Origin of the sequence: Ensifer sp. ENS06 (assembly GCF_014852205.1) — a bacterium.
In the GTDB taxonomy this organism is placed as follows: Bacteria; Pseudomonadota; Alphaproteobacteria; order Rhizobiales; family Rhizobiaceae; genus Ensifer; species Ensifer adhaerens.
This window is the reverse complement of sequence record NZ_JACVBC010000008.1, coordinates 263,901-279,145: the sequence shown is the minus strand read 5'-3', so window position 1 is coordinate 279,145 and position 15,245 is coordinate 263,901. Positions and strand designations below refer to the sequence as shown.

The following is a 15,245-nucleotide window of genomic DNA, read 5'->3' as shown; positions in this document are numbered from 1 at the left end:
GCCTTTGTGTTTGCAAGCTTTTACCAGGCTCAGTCGGCTTCGGCCTCGTTGGCCGGAGCGGCATTGAGCTGGCCGTATTTCTCTTCGCCGATCTTGTCGAGCAGCTCGAGCTGGGTTTCGAGGAAGTCGATATGGCCTTCCTCGTCGGCGAGCAGCTCTTCGAAGAGCTTCATGGAGACGTAGTCTCCGGCGGCGTGACAGATGTCGCGGGATTTCTTGTAGGCGGTGCGGGCGTCGTATTCGCCGGCGAGGTCAGCCTTCAGCACTTCCTTGACGTTCTGGCCGATGCGCAGCGGCGCAACCGTCTGCAGGTTGGGATGGCCTTCAAGGAAGATGATGCGCGCGACGAGCTTGTCGGCATGCTGCATCTCCTCGATGGATTCGGCCCGCTCCTTCTTGGCGAGAAGCGTATAGCCCCAGTCTTCGAGGAGGCGGTAGTGCAGCCAATACTGGTTGACGGCACCGAGTTCGAGATAGAGCGCTTCGTTAAGCTGCTCGATGACTTTTTTGTCGCCTTTCAAGATCCGCCCTCCGGTTGTCGTCGTGGAATTGTCTGAGGCGGGTCATGAAATCAAATATCTCTGCGTCCGTCGAGTCGCGGTGCGCGTGATATTGCTCGGTGGTGCGGATGATGATGTCGACGACATTGGGGAAACAGCCGCAGCAACGGCCGCGTTTTTCCATCGCGTGGTAGACTTTCGCCGGCACGATCAGCTGCCAACAGTCCTCGTCGAGGAGACCAATGATCGTGTCCTCGATCTCTTTTTCCGTGATGAAATTGCAGCTGCAAACCAGCATGTCGTCTCGCCTGTCGTACGCAACGCCCTGTATCAGCGCATAAAGCAAAACAGGACATTTAGTGTCAACTAAAAACTCCGCGAGCGGAAGTTGCGGGTGGATTAGAACGACTCTAAACTTGACAAAAAACTTCGCCTTTTCAGAATTTTAGAGATTCCTGAGCGACTGCGCCTGCAAACCCTGAATGGGTCATGAGGCGCACAGCCTGCGACATTTTTACACACCTCCGGTCGCGATGTCGGGAAACCCTGCCCATGACCTGCGCCGGAAGCATTCCATGGAATCCCTCCGACGTATCTGGCAGTCCCTTCCCCAAACCGCTCCACACAATTGAGAGGCGGCAAAGCCGGGTCGGGCTTTCAATGGAAATTGCGCCCCTTCGGCATCACGTCGGCCACCTCGGCTGTCGCTCGATCCGGGTTGCTGGAACTGCTGCCGGAATGGCGGGGGATCGGTAGGCGCTGGTCGCCTTGCACCCGCTTCATGCGCGCGTCGCCGGTCGGTCTCAATGCCTCATCGGCACGCTCGCTTGCGCCGAACCGCCGCGCTTCCTTGCGCAACAACCCGAGCATCGGCGTGATATCCTCGATGTGCTCGGCGACCACATGGATGACGCTGCTTTCGCGCTGCAGCCGGCCGCGGATCTTCACGAGACGCGCACCCATGACCACCGGCCGATAGGTCGCAAACACCTTCGGCCAGACGATCGCATTGGCAACACCGGTCTCGTCCTCGATCGTCATGAAGATGACGCCCTTGGCCGAACCCGGACGCTGGCGGACGAGCACCAGCCCGGCAACGGTCACCCGCCGCCCGACCGGAGCGGTCGCAAGCATGCGGCTCTGGACGATCCCTTGCGCGGCAAGCGTGTCTCTGAGGAAGGAGACCGGATGCGCCTTCAGCGAGAAGGAGAGATAACGATAGTCGTTGATCACCTGCTCACCTGCCAGCATCTCCGGCAACGCCATCGCCGGCTCCGGCCGCAACTCCTCCTTCGCCGCGCCCTCGAAGAGCGGCAACCGTTCGGCAGCACTCTTTTCATCGAGCGCCTTCACCGCCCAGAGCGCCTTGCGCCGATCGAACCCGATCGAGCGGAAGGCATCCGCATCCGCAAGCCTTTCGAGCGCGGAACGGGAGAGGCCGGAGCGCAGCCAGAGATCACGAACCGACCCGTAACCGGCGCCCCGGTTGGCGATGAGCTTCAACTCGATCTCGTCCTGCTTTAGCCCCTTGATCGAGTTGAAGCCGAGCCGCATCGCCTTCGTCGTCTTGATCACGTCCTCCATCTCGCGGTGGCGCGGCTCGATGGCCCTTTTGTCGAACCCTCCTTCTTCAAGGTCGGCATCCCAGACCGAGTGGTTGATGTCGACGGGCATGACCCGGACCCCATGTTCCCGCGCATCGCGCACCAGTTGCCCCGGTGCGTAAAAGCCCATCGGCTGCGAGTTCAACAACGCGGCGCAGAAGACGTCGGGATAATAGGTCTTGAGCCAGGAGGAAACATAGACGAGCAGCGCAAAGGACGCCGCATGGCTTTCGGGAAAGCCGTACTCGCCGAAACCTTCGATCTGCTTGAAGCAACGCTCGGCAAAATCGCGCGGATAGTCGTTCCTGACCATGCCTTCGATCATCTTTTCGTGGAAGGTATGGATGGTGCCGGTGCGCTTGAAGGTCGCCATGGCCCGGCGCAACTGGTCAGCCTCGCCGGGCGAGAAGCCTGCGGCAGTAATCGCGATCTGCATCGCCTGCTCCTGGAACAACGGCACGCCCAGCGTTCGCTTCAGCACGGCCTCCAGTTCAGGACTTGGATATTCGATGGGAATTTTTTTATCCCGCTGCTCCCGCCGCTTCAGATAGGGATGCACCATGTTGCCCTGGATCGGCCCGGGCCGGACGATCGCCACCTCGATGACGAGATCGTAGAAGATGCGCGGCTTCAGCCTTGGCAGCATGCTCATCTGCGCCCGGCTCTCGATCTGGAAGACGCCGATCGTATCGGCGCGACAGATCATGTCGTAGACGTCCTTCTGGTCATCCTTGAAGAGCTGATGCAGCGTTTTCTGCTCGTTGTAATGCCGGTCGAGAAGCTTGAAGGCACGGGCGATGCAGGTCAGCATGCCGAGCGCCAGTACATCGATCTTCAGGATCTTCAGCGTGTCGAGGTCGTCCTTGTCCCACTCGATCATGTAGCGGTCGGGCATCGCCGTATTCATGATCGGCACCACCTCGTCGAGCCGGTCGCGGGTCATCACGAAGCCGCCGACATGCTGGGAAAGATGGCGCGGGAAACTCATCAGCTCGGTGGCGTAATCGAGCACCTTCACCGTCGTCGGATCCTTCGTATCGAGCCCGGCCGCCTGCGCCTCGCGCTCCGAGAGATCGGCGACCGACCAGCCCCAGACGGAACCGGCAAGCGCCGATTGCACGTCTTCTGAGAACCCGAAGGCCTTGGCGGTCTCTCGGCCGGCCGAGCGCGCCCGGTAGCTGATGACAGCCGCCGTCAGTCCCGCATGCTCCTTGCTGTAGGTGCGGTAGATATGCTGGATCACCTCTTCCCGCTTCTCATGCTCGAAATCGACGTCGATATCCGGCGGCTCGTCCCGTTCGGTCGAAAGGAAGCGATCGAAGAGCAGGGTGGTCTTAAGTGGATTTACCTCGGTGATGCCAAGGCAATAGCAGACGGTGGAATTCGCCGCCGACCCGCGGCCCTGGCACAGGATGTCGGCGCCGCGCGCGAACTGCATGATGTTGCGCACTGTCAGGAAGTAGGGCTCGTAGCGTTTCTCTGCGATCAGGCCGAGTTCGTATTCGATCTGCCTGGAAACCTGTTCGGAAATTCCTTCGGGATAACGCTCGCGCGCGCCCTCCATCGTCAGCCGCCGCAGCGTCTGCGTCGGCGTCTCGCCCGGAATGCTCTCATCCGGATATTGATATTCGAGATCCGACAGCGAGAACTTCAGCCTCTCGAAGAAATGCCCGGTATTGGCGATCGCTTCCGGATAGTCGCGGAAGATGCGGATCATTTCGGCGGGCGTCTTCAGATGCCGCTCGGCATTGGCATGGAGCCGATAGCCTGCGGTCGCGATCGTCACATGCTCGCGGATGGCTGTAACGACATCGGCAAGCGGCCGCCGGCCGGCGGCATGAAACAGCGGACTGTTGGTGGCGACGAGCCTGACCGCCGCATGACGGGCGATGGTCGCAAGCCCGGCAAAGGCAAACTGGTCGAAGCCATCATAACGCGGCACCAGCGCCAGGTAGAGCCGATCGGCGAAATGCGGTTTCAGTCGCTTGAGAAAATCGGCAAGCAGGGTTGCCTCCGGCGCGCCGATGACAGGACCCGGCAGCACCGCGAGAAGCAAATCCTCGCCCCATTCGATGAGATCGGTCTCGAAGAGCGTGCAGGTGCCCTTCTTGGCCCGCAGGTTTCCGGCGCTCAGCATTCGGCAGAGATTGCCCCAGCCGCGGCGGTTTAAGGGATAGGCGAGCACGTCGGGTAGGTCTTCGGCAAAGGTGAGCCGCGCACCGGGCTGGAAAGCCGACTTCTCCACCTTGGCCTGCGCATGGGCGCGCACCACGCCGGCGACCGTGTTGCGATCGGCAATGCCGAGGCCGCCAATACCGAGGCGGCTCGCCGCAACGACCATCTCACCCGGATGGGAAGCGCCTTCGAGGAAGGAGAAATTCGACCAGGCACCGATCTCGAAATAGGGGGTAGCGTCGCTCATGCGAAGACTCCATGCATGAACCAGCGCGGCGGGGCGCTCGCGCCATAATGACCCTCGCGAAACAGCCAGAACCGCCGGCCGCTATCGTCCTCCACCCGGAAATAATCACGCTCCAGCGCCGGCTCGCCATCAAGCCACCATTCGCCGGCGATCCGCTCCGGCCCCTCAGCGCGCGCGATACGGTGCAATGTGCGCCGCCAGCGAAAGCTTCTCGGCGGCCCCTCCGGCACTTCGGCCACCGCCTCCACCGGCTCGGGACTTGGAAAGAGCCGCTGCGGCCGGGCGGCGGCAGCAAGCAGGGGCGCCGGGATGTTGTTACCCGGTTCCTCAGTCTTGCCGATCAGCGCCAGGTCCGTGAGCGGCCGGAAGCTTGCCGCCCGCTCCGGCACATGGCTTTCCGAGAGCGCCGGCACCATGAGGCTTTCTGCGCCGAAGCGCGCCATGACCCGGTCGGCAAAGGCGGCAAGCGGACGCTCGCGATCCGGCGTGCCGGAGAAATCCTCCTGCATCACCTCGTATTTTTCGCTCTTCGGCACCGAAAGCCTGAGGATTTCGAAGCCGAAGCCGGCATCGAGATCTTCGTGCACCGCCTGCAGGCGTTCGCGGAAGAGACCCGCGACGCGACGCGGCTCGTTGAGCGGCGAGGACGTGCCGGCGGCGATGCGAAAGACCGCACCGTCGACGCGGAAAAGCAGCAGTTCGAACAGGCGCCCGCCCTCGCCGCGCTTCTCCAGTTCCGGTTTCAGCCGCAACGCCAGTTCTTCCGTCAGGCCCAAAATATCGTCTTCACCCTGGACCGGCTCGCCGAGCCGCCGCTCTGCCGAAAGGGCAGCGACGGGCAACCGTGGCGACAGCGGCTCGTCCTCGCGCCCGAGCGCCTGGTCGAGACGCAGAAGCAGGGTTGCGCCGAACCGGCGGGCGAGCGGTGCGCGCGGCGCCTCGATCAGGTCGCCGATCTGCTTGAGCCCGACCCGGCCGAGTGTTTCGATCGTTTCCTGCGGCAGCCGCAGCGCCGCCATCGGCAAGGGTCCCAGCGCCCGCGCCGCCTCGTCCTCGGCAAGGATAGCGTCGGAGCCGAAACGCGCCACCGCCCAGGAGAGCCCGGCGGACGAAGAGATCGCCGCCCGGGCCTCGACCCCCAGATGGAAAAGGCGAGCGAGCAGATCGTCGAGCAGCGCTTTTTCCCCGCCGAGAAGATGGGCGCAGCCGGTAATGTCGAGAAAGAGGCCGCTGTCGCCATCGAGCGCGACGAGCGGCGTGTAGCGGCAACACCAGTCCGCCAGCCCTGCAAGCAGCGCCCGGTCGGCGGCGGGATCGGCCGGCAGCACGTCGATCTCGGGACACATGGCCCGCGCCTCGGCGACACCCTGGCCGATATGAAACCCACGCCTTTCAGCGAAACCATCGAGCGCAACGAGACGCATTGCGCTCTTCACCTTGTCGGCGAAGACGACGGGCGGATGCTCAGGACGCCCGCGGGAAAGCCACGAGTTCCCCCAGCGCTTGCGCGCGACCCGATCGGCCGGAAGATGCGGAAAGGCGAGCGACAGAATGCGCTGGTTCTGGATCTGCCGCAGCAGCGGCTGGTAGGGGCTCGACGGGGTAAAGGCGGCGGTCATGGGGGTTCCACTCCAGGAAGAAGCCGAGCGGCGCAGGAGCCCTGCTCTTCTCGGCAATGACGTGAAAGACGGGATGGCCGATGCTGCCGCGAAGCATCGATCCATCCGGTAGCGGTCGCTCGCGCGCCGGCGCCGGCTCGACGAGGAAGCGGAAGAAGGCGCTGCTCGCCTCCTCGTGTCCGGATTGGCGCAGAAGCAGAAGGGGGACGTGGCCAGCGCGCGAGCGCACATGCAGGCGTCGGCTCTCGCTGAGTGCCAGGGCAGCAGGGTTGCCGCGAATTTCAAGGATGACGGCACAGAAGCTCGGCACGGAAAGCGCGGCCTCGGCGATCCAGAGCGCATCCTTTATCGTGCGTGGCAGGCTGAAGACGAGGCCGCGGACATCGAGACCAAAGGCCTTCAGACCCAGCCCATAGGGCACACCCGCCTCGGTGGAAGCCATCGACTGGCTGATCCAGAGAACGGGGGCGGCCGGCTCGCCCTTTTCAAGCCGCGCCCGTTGACAGAGCACGCTGAGTGCTGCGGCAAAACCGGCGGCCGCACCGGCATCGCGCGTCTCGGCATTGCGGATTTCCGTCATGCCTTCGAGCGGCAGGCCGCCTTCGAGAAGATCGTCCAGATCGGGAACGCCGAGCGCCAGCGCCTTGCGGCCGGGCTCGTCTTTTTCCCGTTGACGGAAGCCGCCGGGATCGGCCGCCTTGGCGGCGCGCACGACGCCCGGAAGCCGACGGTTTTCGATCCTGGCTATGGTTTCTCGGAGCGAAAGTACCGTCTCCCGCTGCACGGCTGTGTCGGCCATGACGGTCAACTCCCATCAGAATGTTCATGTTATGTTCTATTAGATTCCAGAGCTTCCTAAATGAGTCAACAGCCAATTATAAGAATTTATTCCTGTCTCTGTGGTCAAGGAATTCAACACTCGAAAAACAAAGGCAAAATCGCTATATGGAGGGCAACAAGGAGTGCCTATGGCCCGCATTGACCAGACCGATGATTGGCGGGAACGCCACGCACCGACGCTTACCACTTTCGAGCAGCTTGCGCTGGAGGCCTATGGCCACCTGCCGCAGGAATTCCGCCAGCTGACGACCGACCTTATCATCGAAGTTGCCGACTTCCCGAGCGACGACGTTTTCGAGGACATGGCGCTGGAAACGCCTTTCGACCTGCTCGGCCTCTTCGAAGGCCGCGGCATCAGCGAACGCTTCACCATGGAAACCGGCCAGTTTCCGAACCGCATCACCCTCTACCGCCGCCCAATCATCGACTATTGGGCGGAGAACGAGGAGACGCTGGGCGACATCATCACCCACGTGCTGATCCACGAGATCGGCCACCATTTCGGCCTCTCCGACGACGACATGGAACGGATCGAGGCCAGCGTCGAGCACGTCGGCGGCTGACACTTCATTTGCTATCATCGCGCGGTGAGGGCCGCCCCTCATCCGCGTGGTGAGGAAGCCTCTCATCCGCCTGCCGGCACCTTCTCCCCGCAGGCGGGACGAAGGAAACTCGCGATACCGTTCGCATCCCAATCGGAGCACGACCGATTCCAGAAAGCAGGCCGCACACGCCGATTGTGAGCATCAACCGCGTCCCCTCGCCCCGCCTGCAGGGAGAGGGTTAGTCCTCGGGCTAAACCCGAGGAGAGGGGCAAACCTGCACGACGGCAAACAGCCTCGACTACTGCTCCGACAGCTTGATATCCGGGGTGTATTCCTTGCCCTCGACCTCCTTCACCACCGCCTGGCCGCACTGCATGTGCTGCGTGTCGGCATTGAAAGCATAGGTGGGCGAGCCATGCAGACTCCAGCCCTGGTTTAGCGCCGCCGTCACCTTGTGGCAGAAGGAAGCGTCGTCAGGGCCGGTCAGGAAGCGGAAGAGTTTCAAGATCTTGTCTTTCGTTTTTCGATGAGGTCCGCCTTGGCGGCAAGCGTTACGGCCTGGTCGAGGTGCAGCCGTTCGACCATCCGACCGCTGAGGTTGATGACGCCCTTGCCGGCGTTTTCGAGCAGCGCAAAGGCGGCGATGATCGCGCGCGCCTCGTCGACGGCGATCTGCTCCACGCCGAAGCGCTCGTTCGCCGGGCCGATCTGCGCCGGATGGATCAGCATCTTGCCGTCATAGCCCATGTCGCGGCCCTGCCGGCATTCCTCGTCGAAACCGGCACCATCGCGGAAATCGTTGAACACGGCGTCGATGACATCGAGCCCGCCGCCGCGCGCAGCAAGCAGGATCTGCATCAGCCAGGGGATGAGATAGGGCCGGCCCGGACGATCCGGAACGCCGGTCTCCTTGCGCAGGTCGTTGAGGCCGACGACGAAACAATCGAGCCTGCCACTGAAGGTACGGCCGGCCTCGGCGATTGCCGGCGCGTTGATCACCCCGCGTGGCGTCTCGATCATTGCCCAGAGGCGCAGCGTCTCCGGCGCATCGTTCTCGTCGAGCCAGTCGGCCGCCGCCTGGATATCCGCCGGGCTTTCGACCTTCGGCAACAGGATGGCGTCGGGATTGGCCGCAAGCGCCGCAGCAAGATCGCCCTGACCATAGTCGGAGCCGATCGCATTGATGCGAATGACAATCTCGCAATCCGGCCGGCTTTCCGTCAGATACTGCACCAGCGCCGCACGCGCTTCCACCTTGCGCTCGGGCGCTACCGCATCCTCGAGATCGAAGATCGCGGCATCCGTCGCGAGTTCCGCGACCTTGGCAAGCGCGCGGGCATTGTCGGCCGGCACGCAAAGCACCGAGCGGCGCAGGCGTACAGGGTGATGTTCGCTCGATTTGTTCATGCTTCAGTTGTGCCCGCCTTTGCCGCGTTCCGCAAGACGAGGCGAACCGCCGCACCCCTTTCGAGAGCCCACCTCTTGCAAGTCCGAAGGCGCGCCCCCACATCGCCATCAGAAAGGTGACGATTATGCAAAGCATTCGCTCTGTTCTCTTTACGGCCGCAGCCCTGACCATCACGTTCGCGGCCTTTGTGCTTACCGCCTCGCTGGCGCTGGCACTGGCCGGCATCGCCGCCGTCGTCGTGGTCGGCAGCGCCATTGCCACCCGGCTGAATTTCAGGCCTGCCCGCGCCACCGCGCGCCCGGCTGCCGCAGGTGCGGCCCAGGGCCAGCGCGAGATGCGCATCTGGAACGACGGCCGCGGCACGATCATCGACCTCTGATCCCTGGGTGTCGAAATCGATCCCCGGGCGTCGGAATCGATCCCCGGCGATCATTGCAATCGGGCCGATCCGTGATCGGCTCGAACCCTGTTGGCGGACTTCAAAAACCGTCATGCAGCCGGCTGCGATTTTTTTTCGACCCCATGTCGGATCGGAGATTCCATGTCCGTCCTTGAGGCAGGCCAGCACGGTCCTGGCTCTTCGAACAGGATGGAGAACGATATGGATACCCAGACGCAGCAGCCGGCACCGGTCCTCAACGGCCTTCTGCCCTATCTTCAGGTCGATGGCGCCGCCAAGGCGTCCGAATTCTACCAGAGCGCCTTCGGGGCCAAGGAAGTGGGCCGGCACCCGCTCGACGAGCAGGGCCGCACGATGCACATCCACCTCTATGTCAACGGCAGCTCGCTGATGCTCGCCGATGCCTATCCGGAATACGGCCATCCGCTGGAAAAGCCGCAGGCCTTCACCCTGACGCTCACCGTCGACGACATCGATGCCTGGTGGGACCGTGCGGTTGCCGCCGGCACCGAGGTCGTGATGCCGATCGAGGTGATGTTCTGGGGCGACCGCTACGGCCAGCTCCGCGATCCCTTCGGCGTTCTCTGGGCCATGAACAGCCCGGTGAAGGCAAGCTAAGTCCCTGCAGACAATCGAGATCCGGACGAAGCTCTCGCCGGGCGGGCATTTTCACCCGCCCGGCGAAGCGTATTTGAACAGATTTTCCTTCATTTCGGCGCAAAACTCATCTAAACGCTAGCGCAACATTCTTCTGAAATCGAAGGCCTGAAGTTATGGAAAAATTCGTCAAGCTCACCGGTGTCGCCGCCCCCCTCCCCGTCGTCAACATCGACACGGACATGATCATTCCGAAGGACTACCTGAAGACGATCAAGCGCACCGGCCTTGGCAAGGGCCTCTTCGCCGAAGCCCGCTACAATGAAGACGGCTCGGTCAACCCGGACTTCGTGCTCAACAAGCCGGCCTACCAGAACGCCAGCATTCTCGTTGCCGGCGATAACTTCGGCTGCGGCTCCTCGCGCGAGCATGCTCCGTGGGCGCTGCTCGACTTCGGCATCCGCTGCGTGATCTCCACGTCCTTTGCCGACATCTTCTACAACAACTGTTTCAAGAACGGCATCCTGCCGATCGTCGTCAGCCAGGCTGACCTCGACAAGCTGATGGACGACGCCTCGCGCGGCTCCAACGCCATCCTCTCGGTCGATCTGGAATCCCAGGAAATCACCGGTCCGGACGGCGGTTCGGTCAAGTTCGAGGTCGACGCCTTCAAGCGTCACTGCCTGCTGAACGGCCTCGACGACATCGGCCTGACGCTGGAAAAGGCAACCGCCATCGACAGCTTCGAAAAGACGGTCGGCGCCGCGCGCCCCTGGGCTTAAAACGAAGATATGGCGCGCAAGCTCATCTCCTCGGGCTCGCCCTTCGAAAAGACGGCAGGCTATTCGCGTGCCGTCGCGATGGGTGACTGGTGCTTCGTCTCCGGCACGACCGGCTATGACTACGCCACCATGACCATGCCCGAGACGGTGGAAGAGCAGGCGCGCAATTGCCTGAAGACGATCGAGGGCGCGCTGAAGGAAGCGGGCTTCTCGATGAAGGACGTGGTGCGCAACCACTATTACGTCACTGATGCCAGCTTCGCCGACCGGGTGTTCCCGATCTTCGGCGAAGTCTTCGGCGAGATCCGCCCGGCCGCAACGATGATCGTCTGCGACCTGATCCGCCCGGAAATGCTAATCGAGATCGAGGTCACCGCGCTTCGCGGCTGACCCCTTGATCGCGCCCACCCTCAAAACGATTCCGATTTAAGCCATTATGCGATAGTCCATAGGGCATGACTTCGCCTGACTTACGCTGAACCGGAAGACGCCCATGCAATTTCAAGGCACCGCCGACTATATCGCCGACAAGGACCTGATGATCGCCGTCAACGCCGCGATCCGGCTGGAGCGCCCACTGCTGGTCAAGGGCGAGCCCGGCACCGGCAAGACCGAGCTTGCCCGCCAGATCGCCGCCGCCCTTGGCCTCGAACTCATCGAATGGAGCGTCAAGTCGACGACCAAGGCACAGCAAGGCCTCTATGAATATGACGCCGTGTCGCGGCTGCGCGACAGCCAGCTCGGCGACGAGCGTGTCAACGAGGTCCGGAACTATATCCGCAAGGGCAAGCTCTGGCAGGCCTTCGAGGCCGATCGCCGCGTGGTGCTTCTGATCGACGAGATAGACAAGGCCGACATCGAGTTTCCGAACGACCTGTTGCAGGAGCTCGACCGCATGGAATTCCATGTCTACGAGACCGGCGAGATGATCGGCGCGCGTCACCGGCCGATCGTCATCATCACCTCCAACAACGAGAAGGAGCTGCCGGACGCGTTTCTGCGCCGCTGCTTCTTCCACTATATCCGCTTCCCCGATGCAGACACGCTCGCCCGCATCGTCGAGGTGCATTATCCCGGCATCCGCAAGACGCTGCTTTCGGCGGCGCTCGCCGCCTTCTACGACATCCGCCAGGTGCCGGGCCTGAAGAAGAAGCCCTCCACGTCAGAGGCGCTCGACTGGATCCGCCTGCTCGTCGCCGACGAGGTCGATCCGGCCGACCTCAGGGCCGATGCCAAGACCATGCTGCCGAAGCTGCATGGTGCGCTCCTGAAGAACGAACAAGACGTACACCTCTTCGAGCGCCTCGCCTTCATGGCCCGCCGCGACGGATGAGGCCGGACGCGCACAAGGTCCTGATCTACGACACCTGGCAGGACCGCCTGCTGGTCTTCGACGAGCCGGATTTCCCAGACATCGAGCTGCAGGTGCCCGGCGGTACGATGGAACCAGGCGAAAGCCCGGAGACATCGGCTCAGCGGGAATTCATCGAGGAAACCGGGCTGACGCCGCCGGAAGCACTCACCCATCTCGTCACGCAGGACTACCACTACCCGAAGGACGGCAGGACGATCTGTCATCGGCGGCACTACTTCCACATCGCCCTTGCCGGCGAGCAACGGCAGACCTGGATACATCAGGAAATGACGCCCTTTGGCGGCGGTGACCCGATCCGCTTTCGTTTCTTCTGGCTCGGTATCGATCAGGCTGACCGCCGGCTGGGTTATGGCATGCGGGATGCTCTAAGCCTGCTGCAGACCAGCCCCTCTCCCTGACCCTCTCCCCGCAGGCGGGGAGAGGGGACGAGGACGACGGCTGCCCCCAAGCCGAGACGTGCCGACAGCGAACCCGGCTACCAAGATGGGCCGAACGGCCACTGAGCTTAGCTCGTGGAACGATCGGGTGCGGCAAGGCCGCTTCTCCCCGCCAGCGGGGAGAAGGTCGCGGCAGCGGGATGAGGGGCAGCCGCCCCCTACGCGAATCGTTTTTCTTGACCCCCGCGGCCCACTCGCGCTATCAAATTCTCCGTGGTGATTTGGCCGGCCGGCTTGCAGCCACGTTAAACAAGTCGCTAAAGGGCCGAGGAAAGTTGGATTTCCGAGGACCGGTCGCGATCAATCGCCGCCGGTTTTTTTGTATTGATCGAGTGGAAGCCCATGCCCATCAAGATTCCCGATACGCTGCCCGCCTTCGAAACCCTCGCGCATGAGGGCGTGCGGGTGATGACCGAGACCGTGGCGATCCGTCAGGATATCCGCCCGCTCCAGATCGGGCTCCTGAACCTCATGCCGAACAAGATCAAGACAGAGATCCAGATGGCGCGCCTGATCGGCGCTTCGCCGCTGCAGGTGGAACTGTCGCTGGTGCGCATCGGCGCTCACCGCGCCAAGAACACCTCGGAAGATCACCTGCTCTCCTTCTACGAGACCTGGGAAGAAGTGCAGGGCCGCAAGTTCGACGGTTTCATCATCACCGGCGCCCCGGTCGAGACGCTCGAATACGAAGACGTCACCTATTGGGACGAGCTGAAGCGCATCCTCGACTGGACCGAGACCAACGTGCATTCGACGCTCAACGTCTGCTGGGGCGCGATGGCGGCGATCTATCACTTCCACAACGTGCCGAAGTATCCGCTGAAGGAAAAAGCCTTCGGCGTCTATCGTCACCAGAACCTCAACCGCTCCTCCGTCTACCTCAACGGCTTCTCCGACGATTTCGCCGTCCCCGTTTCGCGCTGGACCGAAGTGCGACGCGCCGACATCGACAAGGTTCCGAGCCTCGAAATTCTGATGGAATCGAAGGAGATGGGCGTCTGCCTCGTGCACGAGAAAAAGGGCAACCGGCTCTACATGTTCAACCACGTGGAGTATGATTCGACCTCGCTGTCGGACGAATACTTCCGCGACGTGGATGCGGGCGTGCCGATCAAGATGCCGCACGACTATTTCCCGCACAACGATTCGACCCTGCCGCCGCAGAACCGCTGGCGCAGCCATGCACATCTCTTCTTCGGTAACTGGATCAACGAGATGTACCAGACGACGCCCTACGATCTCGCGGAGATCGGCACCGGGAAAAGCTGAGGTCAGATGTTCATTCCCTTCTTCCTCGAACTCAAGGCAGCGAAGGTCCCGGTCACGCTCCGGGAATTCCTGTCCTTGATCGAGGGGATGGAGGCGGGCATCGCCACCTTCGACGTCGAAGCCTTCTACTACCTGGCGCGCGCAGCACTGGTGAAGGACGAGCGCCATATCGACCGCTTCGACCGGGTGTTCCAGCACTGCTTTTCCGGTCTCGAAGCGGTCAATCCTCTGGAAGCGAGTGAAGAGGCCACCATCCCCGAGGACTGGCTGCGCAAGCTCGCAGAGAAGCATCTGAGCGAGGAAGAAAAACGCCTGATCGAGGCACTCGGCGGCTTCGACAAACTGATGGAGACCTTGCGCCAGCGGCTGCAGGAGCAAAAGGGCCGCCATCAGGGTGGCTCAAAATGGATCGGTACCGCCGGCACCTCGCCTTTCGGCGCCTATGGCTACAATCCCGAGGGTGTGCGGATCGGCCAGGACCAGTCGCGCCACCGCCGCGCCGTCAAGGTTTGGGACCGGCGCGAGTTCAAGGATTATGACGACACGATCGAGCTCGGCACGCGCAACATCAAAGTGGCCCTGAAGCGGCTCCGGCGCTGGGTGCGCCAGGGTGCCGCCGACGAACTCGACCTCTCCGGCACGATCCGCGCCACCGCCGAACACGGCTATCTCGACGTGGTGACGAGGCCGGAGCGCCGCAATGCGGTGAAGCTTCTGATGTTCTTCGATATCGGCGGATCGATGGACGATCATATCCGCATCGTCGAGGAGTTGTTTTCAGCGGCTCGCAGCGAGTTCCGCCATATGGAGCATTTCTACTTCCACAATTGCGTCTACGAGGGCCTGTGGAAGGACAATCGCCGCCGCCGTGTCGACATTACCCGTACGACGGAAGTGCTGCGCACCTACGGCGGCGACTATCGCGCCATCTTCGTCGGCGACGCTTCGATGAGCCCCTATGAAGTCAGCCACCCCGGTGGCTCGGTCGAGCACTGGAACGACGAGGCGGGCGCCCTCTGGCTCTCTCGTCTGACGGCACATTTTCCGCGCTCCATCTGGCTCAATCCCGTGCCCGAGCAGCACTGGGGCTATACCCAGTCGATCACGATGGTGAAGAGCCTGTTCGAGGGACGCATGTTCCCCTTGACGCTCGCCGGCCTGCAGGAGGCCACCAAGCAGCTGTCGCGCTGACATGACTGCCGAGAGGTCGCTGTAGCACCTTGAATAGCTGGATGTTTTTGCTCTCAGGCCGGAGACGGCGCCAGGCCGCATTTAGTATGATTTTCCGGTTGCCGTGCCCTTGGAAATGACGCAGGTTGCTGTGATCGCACCGTTGCATGTTTCCCTGGATCCCAACCGAGCCAAGGACAAAACATGCAGCAATTCAAAAGTGTACGGCGACCTTGTGCGTCTGGGGAGACGCGCAGCGCTGTAGTGGGAGCCAGCG

The 15,245-nt window shown here is 62.5% G+C and carries 16 protein-coding genes and 1 riboswitch; of the genes, 9 read left to right on the top strand and 7 right to left on the bottom strand.

The genetic code is table 11. The features are described 5' to 3' along the window. Nucleotides 1-29: 29 nt before the first annotated feature. The 5 genes from bfr to IB279_RS25390 all read right to left on the bottom strand — a co-directional run bounded on the left by bfr (nucleotide 30) and on the right by IB279_RS25390 (nucleotide 6,944). Entirely contained in the window at nucleotides 30-521 is a 492-nt protein-coding gene (bfr, locus tag IB279_RS25410; RefSeq protein ID WP_034802698.1) for a bacterioferritin, read from the bottom strand. After that, a complete protein-coding gene (locus IB279_RS25405; protein ID WP_034803108.1) occupies nucleotides 487-798 on the bottom strand; it encodes a (2Fe-2S)-binding protein in 312 nt (103 codons plus the stop codon). Before IB279_RS25405 ends, bfr begins: the two co-directional genes overlap by 35 nt. Before the next feature lie 359 nt (nucleotides 799-1,157). Further along, nucleotides 1,158-4,526, bottom strand: coding sequence for an error-prone DNA polymerase (locus tag IB279_RS25400; protein WP_192339925.1), 3,369 nt, complete (start codon nucleotides 4,524-4,526; stop codon nucleotides 1,158-1,160). After that, a complete protein-coding gene (locus IB279_RS25395) occupies nucleotides 4,523-6,076 on the bottom strand; it encodes a DNA polymerase Y family protein (protein WP_246802108.1) in 1,554 nt (517 codons plus the stop codon). The genes IB279_RS25400 and IB279_RS25395 overlap by 4 nt, the downstream gene beginning before the upstream one ends. Beyond that, nucleotides 5,991-6,944, bottom strand: coding sequence for an ImuA family protein (locus IB279_RS25390; protein WP_181529545.1), 954 nt, complete (start codon nucleotides 6,942-6,944; stop codon nucleotides 5,991-5,993). Before IB279_RS25390 ends, IB279_RS25395 begins: the two co-directional genes overlap by 86 nt. A gap of 169 nt (nucleotides 6,945-7,113) precedes the next feature. On the opposite strand from IB279_RS25390, the gene IB279_RS25385 reads away from it, so the two are divergent. Beyond that, nucleotides 7,114-7,548 carry a metallopeptidase family protein gene (locus tag IB279_RS25385; protein ID WP_034802708.1) on the top strand — a complete coding sequence of 145 codons (435 nt, stop codon included), beginning with the start codon at nucleotides 7,114-7,116 and terminating at the stop codon, nucleotides 7,546-7,548. 280 nt (nucleotides 7,549-7,828) lie between these two features. On the opposite strand, the gene IB279_RS25380 is transcribed toward IB279_RS25385, so the two are convergent. Together IB279_RS25380 and IB279_RS25375 are read right to left on the bottom strand one after the other, a co-directional pair. After that, nucleotides 7,829-8,035 (bottom strand): DUF1737 domain-containing protein, encoded by a 207-nt coding sequence (locus IB279_RS25380; protein WP_034802710.1) that lies wholly within the window; start codon nucleotides 8,033-8,035, stop codon nucleotides 7,829-7,831. Next, complete coding sequence (locus IB279_RS25375; RefSeq protein ID WP_112771731.1) at nucleotides 8,032-8,937, bottom strand: CoA ester lyase; 906 nt, start codon at nucleotides 8,935-8,937, stop codon at nucleotides 8,032-8,034. Before IB279_RS25375 ends, IB279_RS25380 begins: the two co-directional genes overlap by 4 nt. Nucleotides 8,938-9,062: 125 nt before the next feature. Between IB279_RS25375 and IB279_RS25370 the strand changes: the two genes are divergently transcribed. From IB279_RS25370 to IB279_RS25335, 8 genes are all read left to right on the top strand, one after another. After that, nucleotides 9,063-9,317, top strand: coding sequence for a hypothetical protein (locus tag IB279_RS25370; protein WP_060521435.1), 255 nt, complete (start codon nucleotides 9,063-9,065; stop codon nucleotides 9,315-9,317). A gap of 222 nt (nucleotides 9,318-9,539) precedes the next feature. Then, entirely contained in the window at nucleotides 9,540-9,956 is a 417-nt protein-coding gene (locus tag IB279_RS25365) for a glyoxalase/bleomycin resistance/extradiol dioxygenase family protein (protein WP_060586520.1), read from the top strand. 155 nt (nucleotides 9,957-10,111) lie between these two features. Further along, nucleotides 10,112-10,717 carry a 3-isopropylmalate dehydratase small subunit gene (leuD, locus tag IB279_RS25360; RefSeq protein ID WP_034802725.1) on the top strand — a complete coding sequence of 202 codons (606 nt, stop codon included), beginning with the start codon at nucleotides 10,112-10,114 and terminating at the stop codon, nucleotides 10,715-10,717. Nucleotides 10,718-10,726: 9 nt separating this feature from the next. Then, nucleotides 10,727-11,107, top strand: coding sequence for a RidA family protein (locus IB279_RS25355; protein WP_034802728.1), 381 nt, complete (start codon nucleotides 10,727-10,729; stop codon nucleotides 11,105-11,107). Nucleotides 11,108-11,210: 103 nt separating this feature from the next. Continuing rightward, complete coding sequence (locus tag IB279_RS25350) at nucleotides 11,211-12,050, top strand: MoxR family ATPase (protein ID WP_034802731.1); 840 nt, start codon at nucleotides 11,211-11,213, stop codon at nucleotides 12,048-12,050. Further along, nucleotides 12,047-12,490, top strand: a complete 444-nt coding sequence (locus IB279_RS25345) for an NUDIX domain-containing protein (RefSeq protein ID WP_192339923.1) — start codon at nucleotides 12,047-12,049, stop codon at nucleotides 12,488-12,490. Before IB279_RS25350 ends, IB279_RS25345 begins: the two co-directional genes overlap by 4 nt. A 242-nt stretch (nucleotides 12,491-12,732) precedes the next feature. Next, nucleotides 12,733-12,810: riboswitch (SAM riboswitch) on the top strand. Between the two features lie 61 nt (nucleotides 12,811-12,871). After that, nucleotides 12,872-13,798 carry a homoserine O-succinyltransferase gene (gene metA, locus IB279_RS25340; protein WP_060521439.1) on the top strand — a complete coding sequence of 309 codons (927 nt, stop codon included), beginning with the start codon at nucleotides 12,872-12,874 and terminating at the stop codon, nucleotides 13,796-13,798. Nucleotides 13,799-13,804: 6 nt separating this feature from the next. After that, nucleotides 13,805-14,989: a VWA domain-containing protein gene (locus tag IB279_RS25335; protein ID WP_112771730.1), complete on the top strand. Its 1,185-nt coding sequence runs from the start codon at nucleotides 13,805-13,807 to the stop codon at nucleotides 14,987-14,989. Nucleotides 14,990-15,245: the final 256 nt, after the last annotated feature.

What these genes read in the sequence shown, in the direction of transcription:
- IB279_RS25405 (WP_034803108.1), bottom strand. Translation starts at nt 798, where the DNA reads ATGCTGGTTTGCAGCTGCAATTTCATCACGGAAAAAGAGATCGAGGAC.
- IB279_RS25400 (WP_192339925.1), bottom strand. Translation starts at nt 4,526, where the DNA reads ATGAGCGACGCTACCCCCTATTTCGAGATCGGTGCCTGGTCGAATTTC.
- IB279_RS25390 (WP_181529545.1), bottom strand. Translation starts at nt 6,944, where the DNA reads ATGGCCGACACAGCCGTGCAGCGGGAGACGGTACTTTCGCTCCGAGAA.
- IB279_RS25385 (WP_034802708.1), top strand. Translation starts at nt 7,114, where the DNA reads ATGGCCCGCATTGACCAGACCGATGATTGGCGGGAACGCCACGCACCG.
- IB279_RS25375 (WP_112771731.1), bottom strand. Translation starts at nt 8,937, where the DNA reads ATGAACAAATCGAGCGAACATCACCCTGTACGCCTGCGCCGCTCGGTG.
- IB279_RS25370 (WP_060521435.1), top strand. Translation starts at nt 9,063, where the DNA reads ATGCAAAGCATTCGCTCTGTTCTCTTTACGGCCGCAGCCCTGACCATC.
- IB279_RS25365 (WP_060586520.1), top strand. Translation starts at nt 9,540, where the DNA reads ATGGATACCCAGACGCAGCAGCCGGCACCGGTCCTCAACGGCCTTCTG.
- leuD (WP_034802725.1), top strand. Translation starts at nt 10,112, where the DNA reads ATGGAAAAATTCGTCAAGCTCACCGGTGTCGCCGCCCCCCTCCCCGTC.
- IB279_RS25355 (WP_034802728.1), top strand. Translation starts at nt 10,727, where the DNA reads ATGGCGCGCAAGCTCATCTCCTCGGGCTCGCCCTTCGAAAAGACGGCA.
- IB279_RS25350 (WP_034802731.1), top strand. Translation starts at nt 11,211, where the DNA reads ATGCAATTTCAAGGCACCGCCGACTATATCGCCGACAAGGACCTGATG.
- IB279_RS25345 (WP_192339923.1), top strand. Translation starts at nt 12,047, where the DNA reads ATGAGGCCGGACGCGCACAAGGTCCTGATCTACGACACCTGGCAGGAC.
- metA (WP_060521439.1), top strand. Translation starts at nt 12,872, where the DNA reads ATGCCCATCAAGATTCCCGATACGCTGCCCGCCTTCGAAACCCTCGCG.
- IB279_RS25335 (WP_112771730.1), top strand. Translation starts at nt 13,805, where the DNA reads ATGTTCATTCCCTTCTTCCTCGAACTCAAGGCAGCGAAGGTCCCGGTC.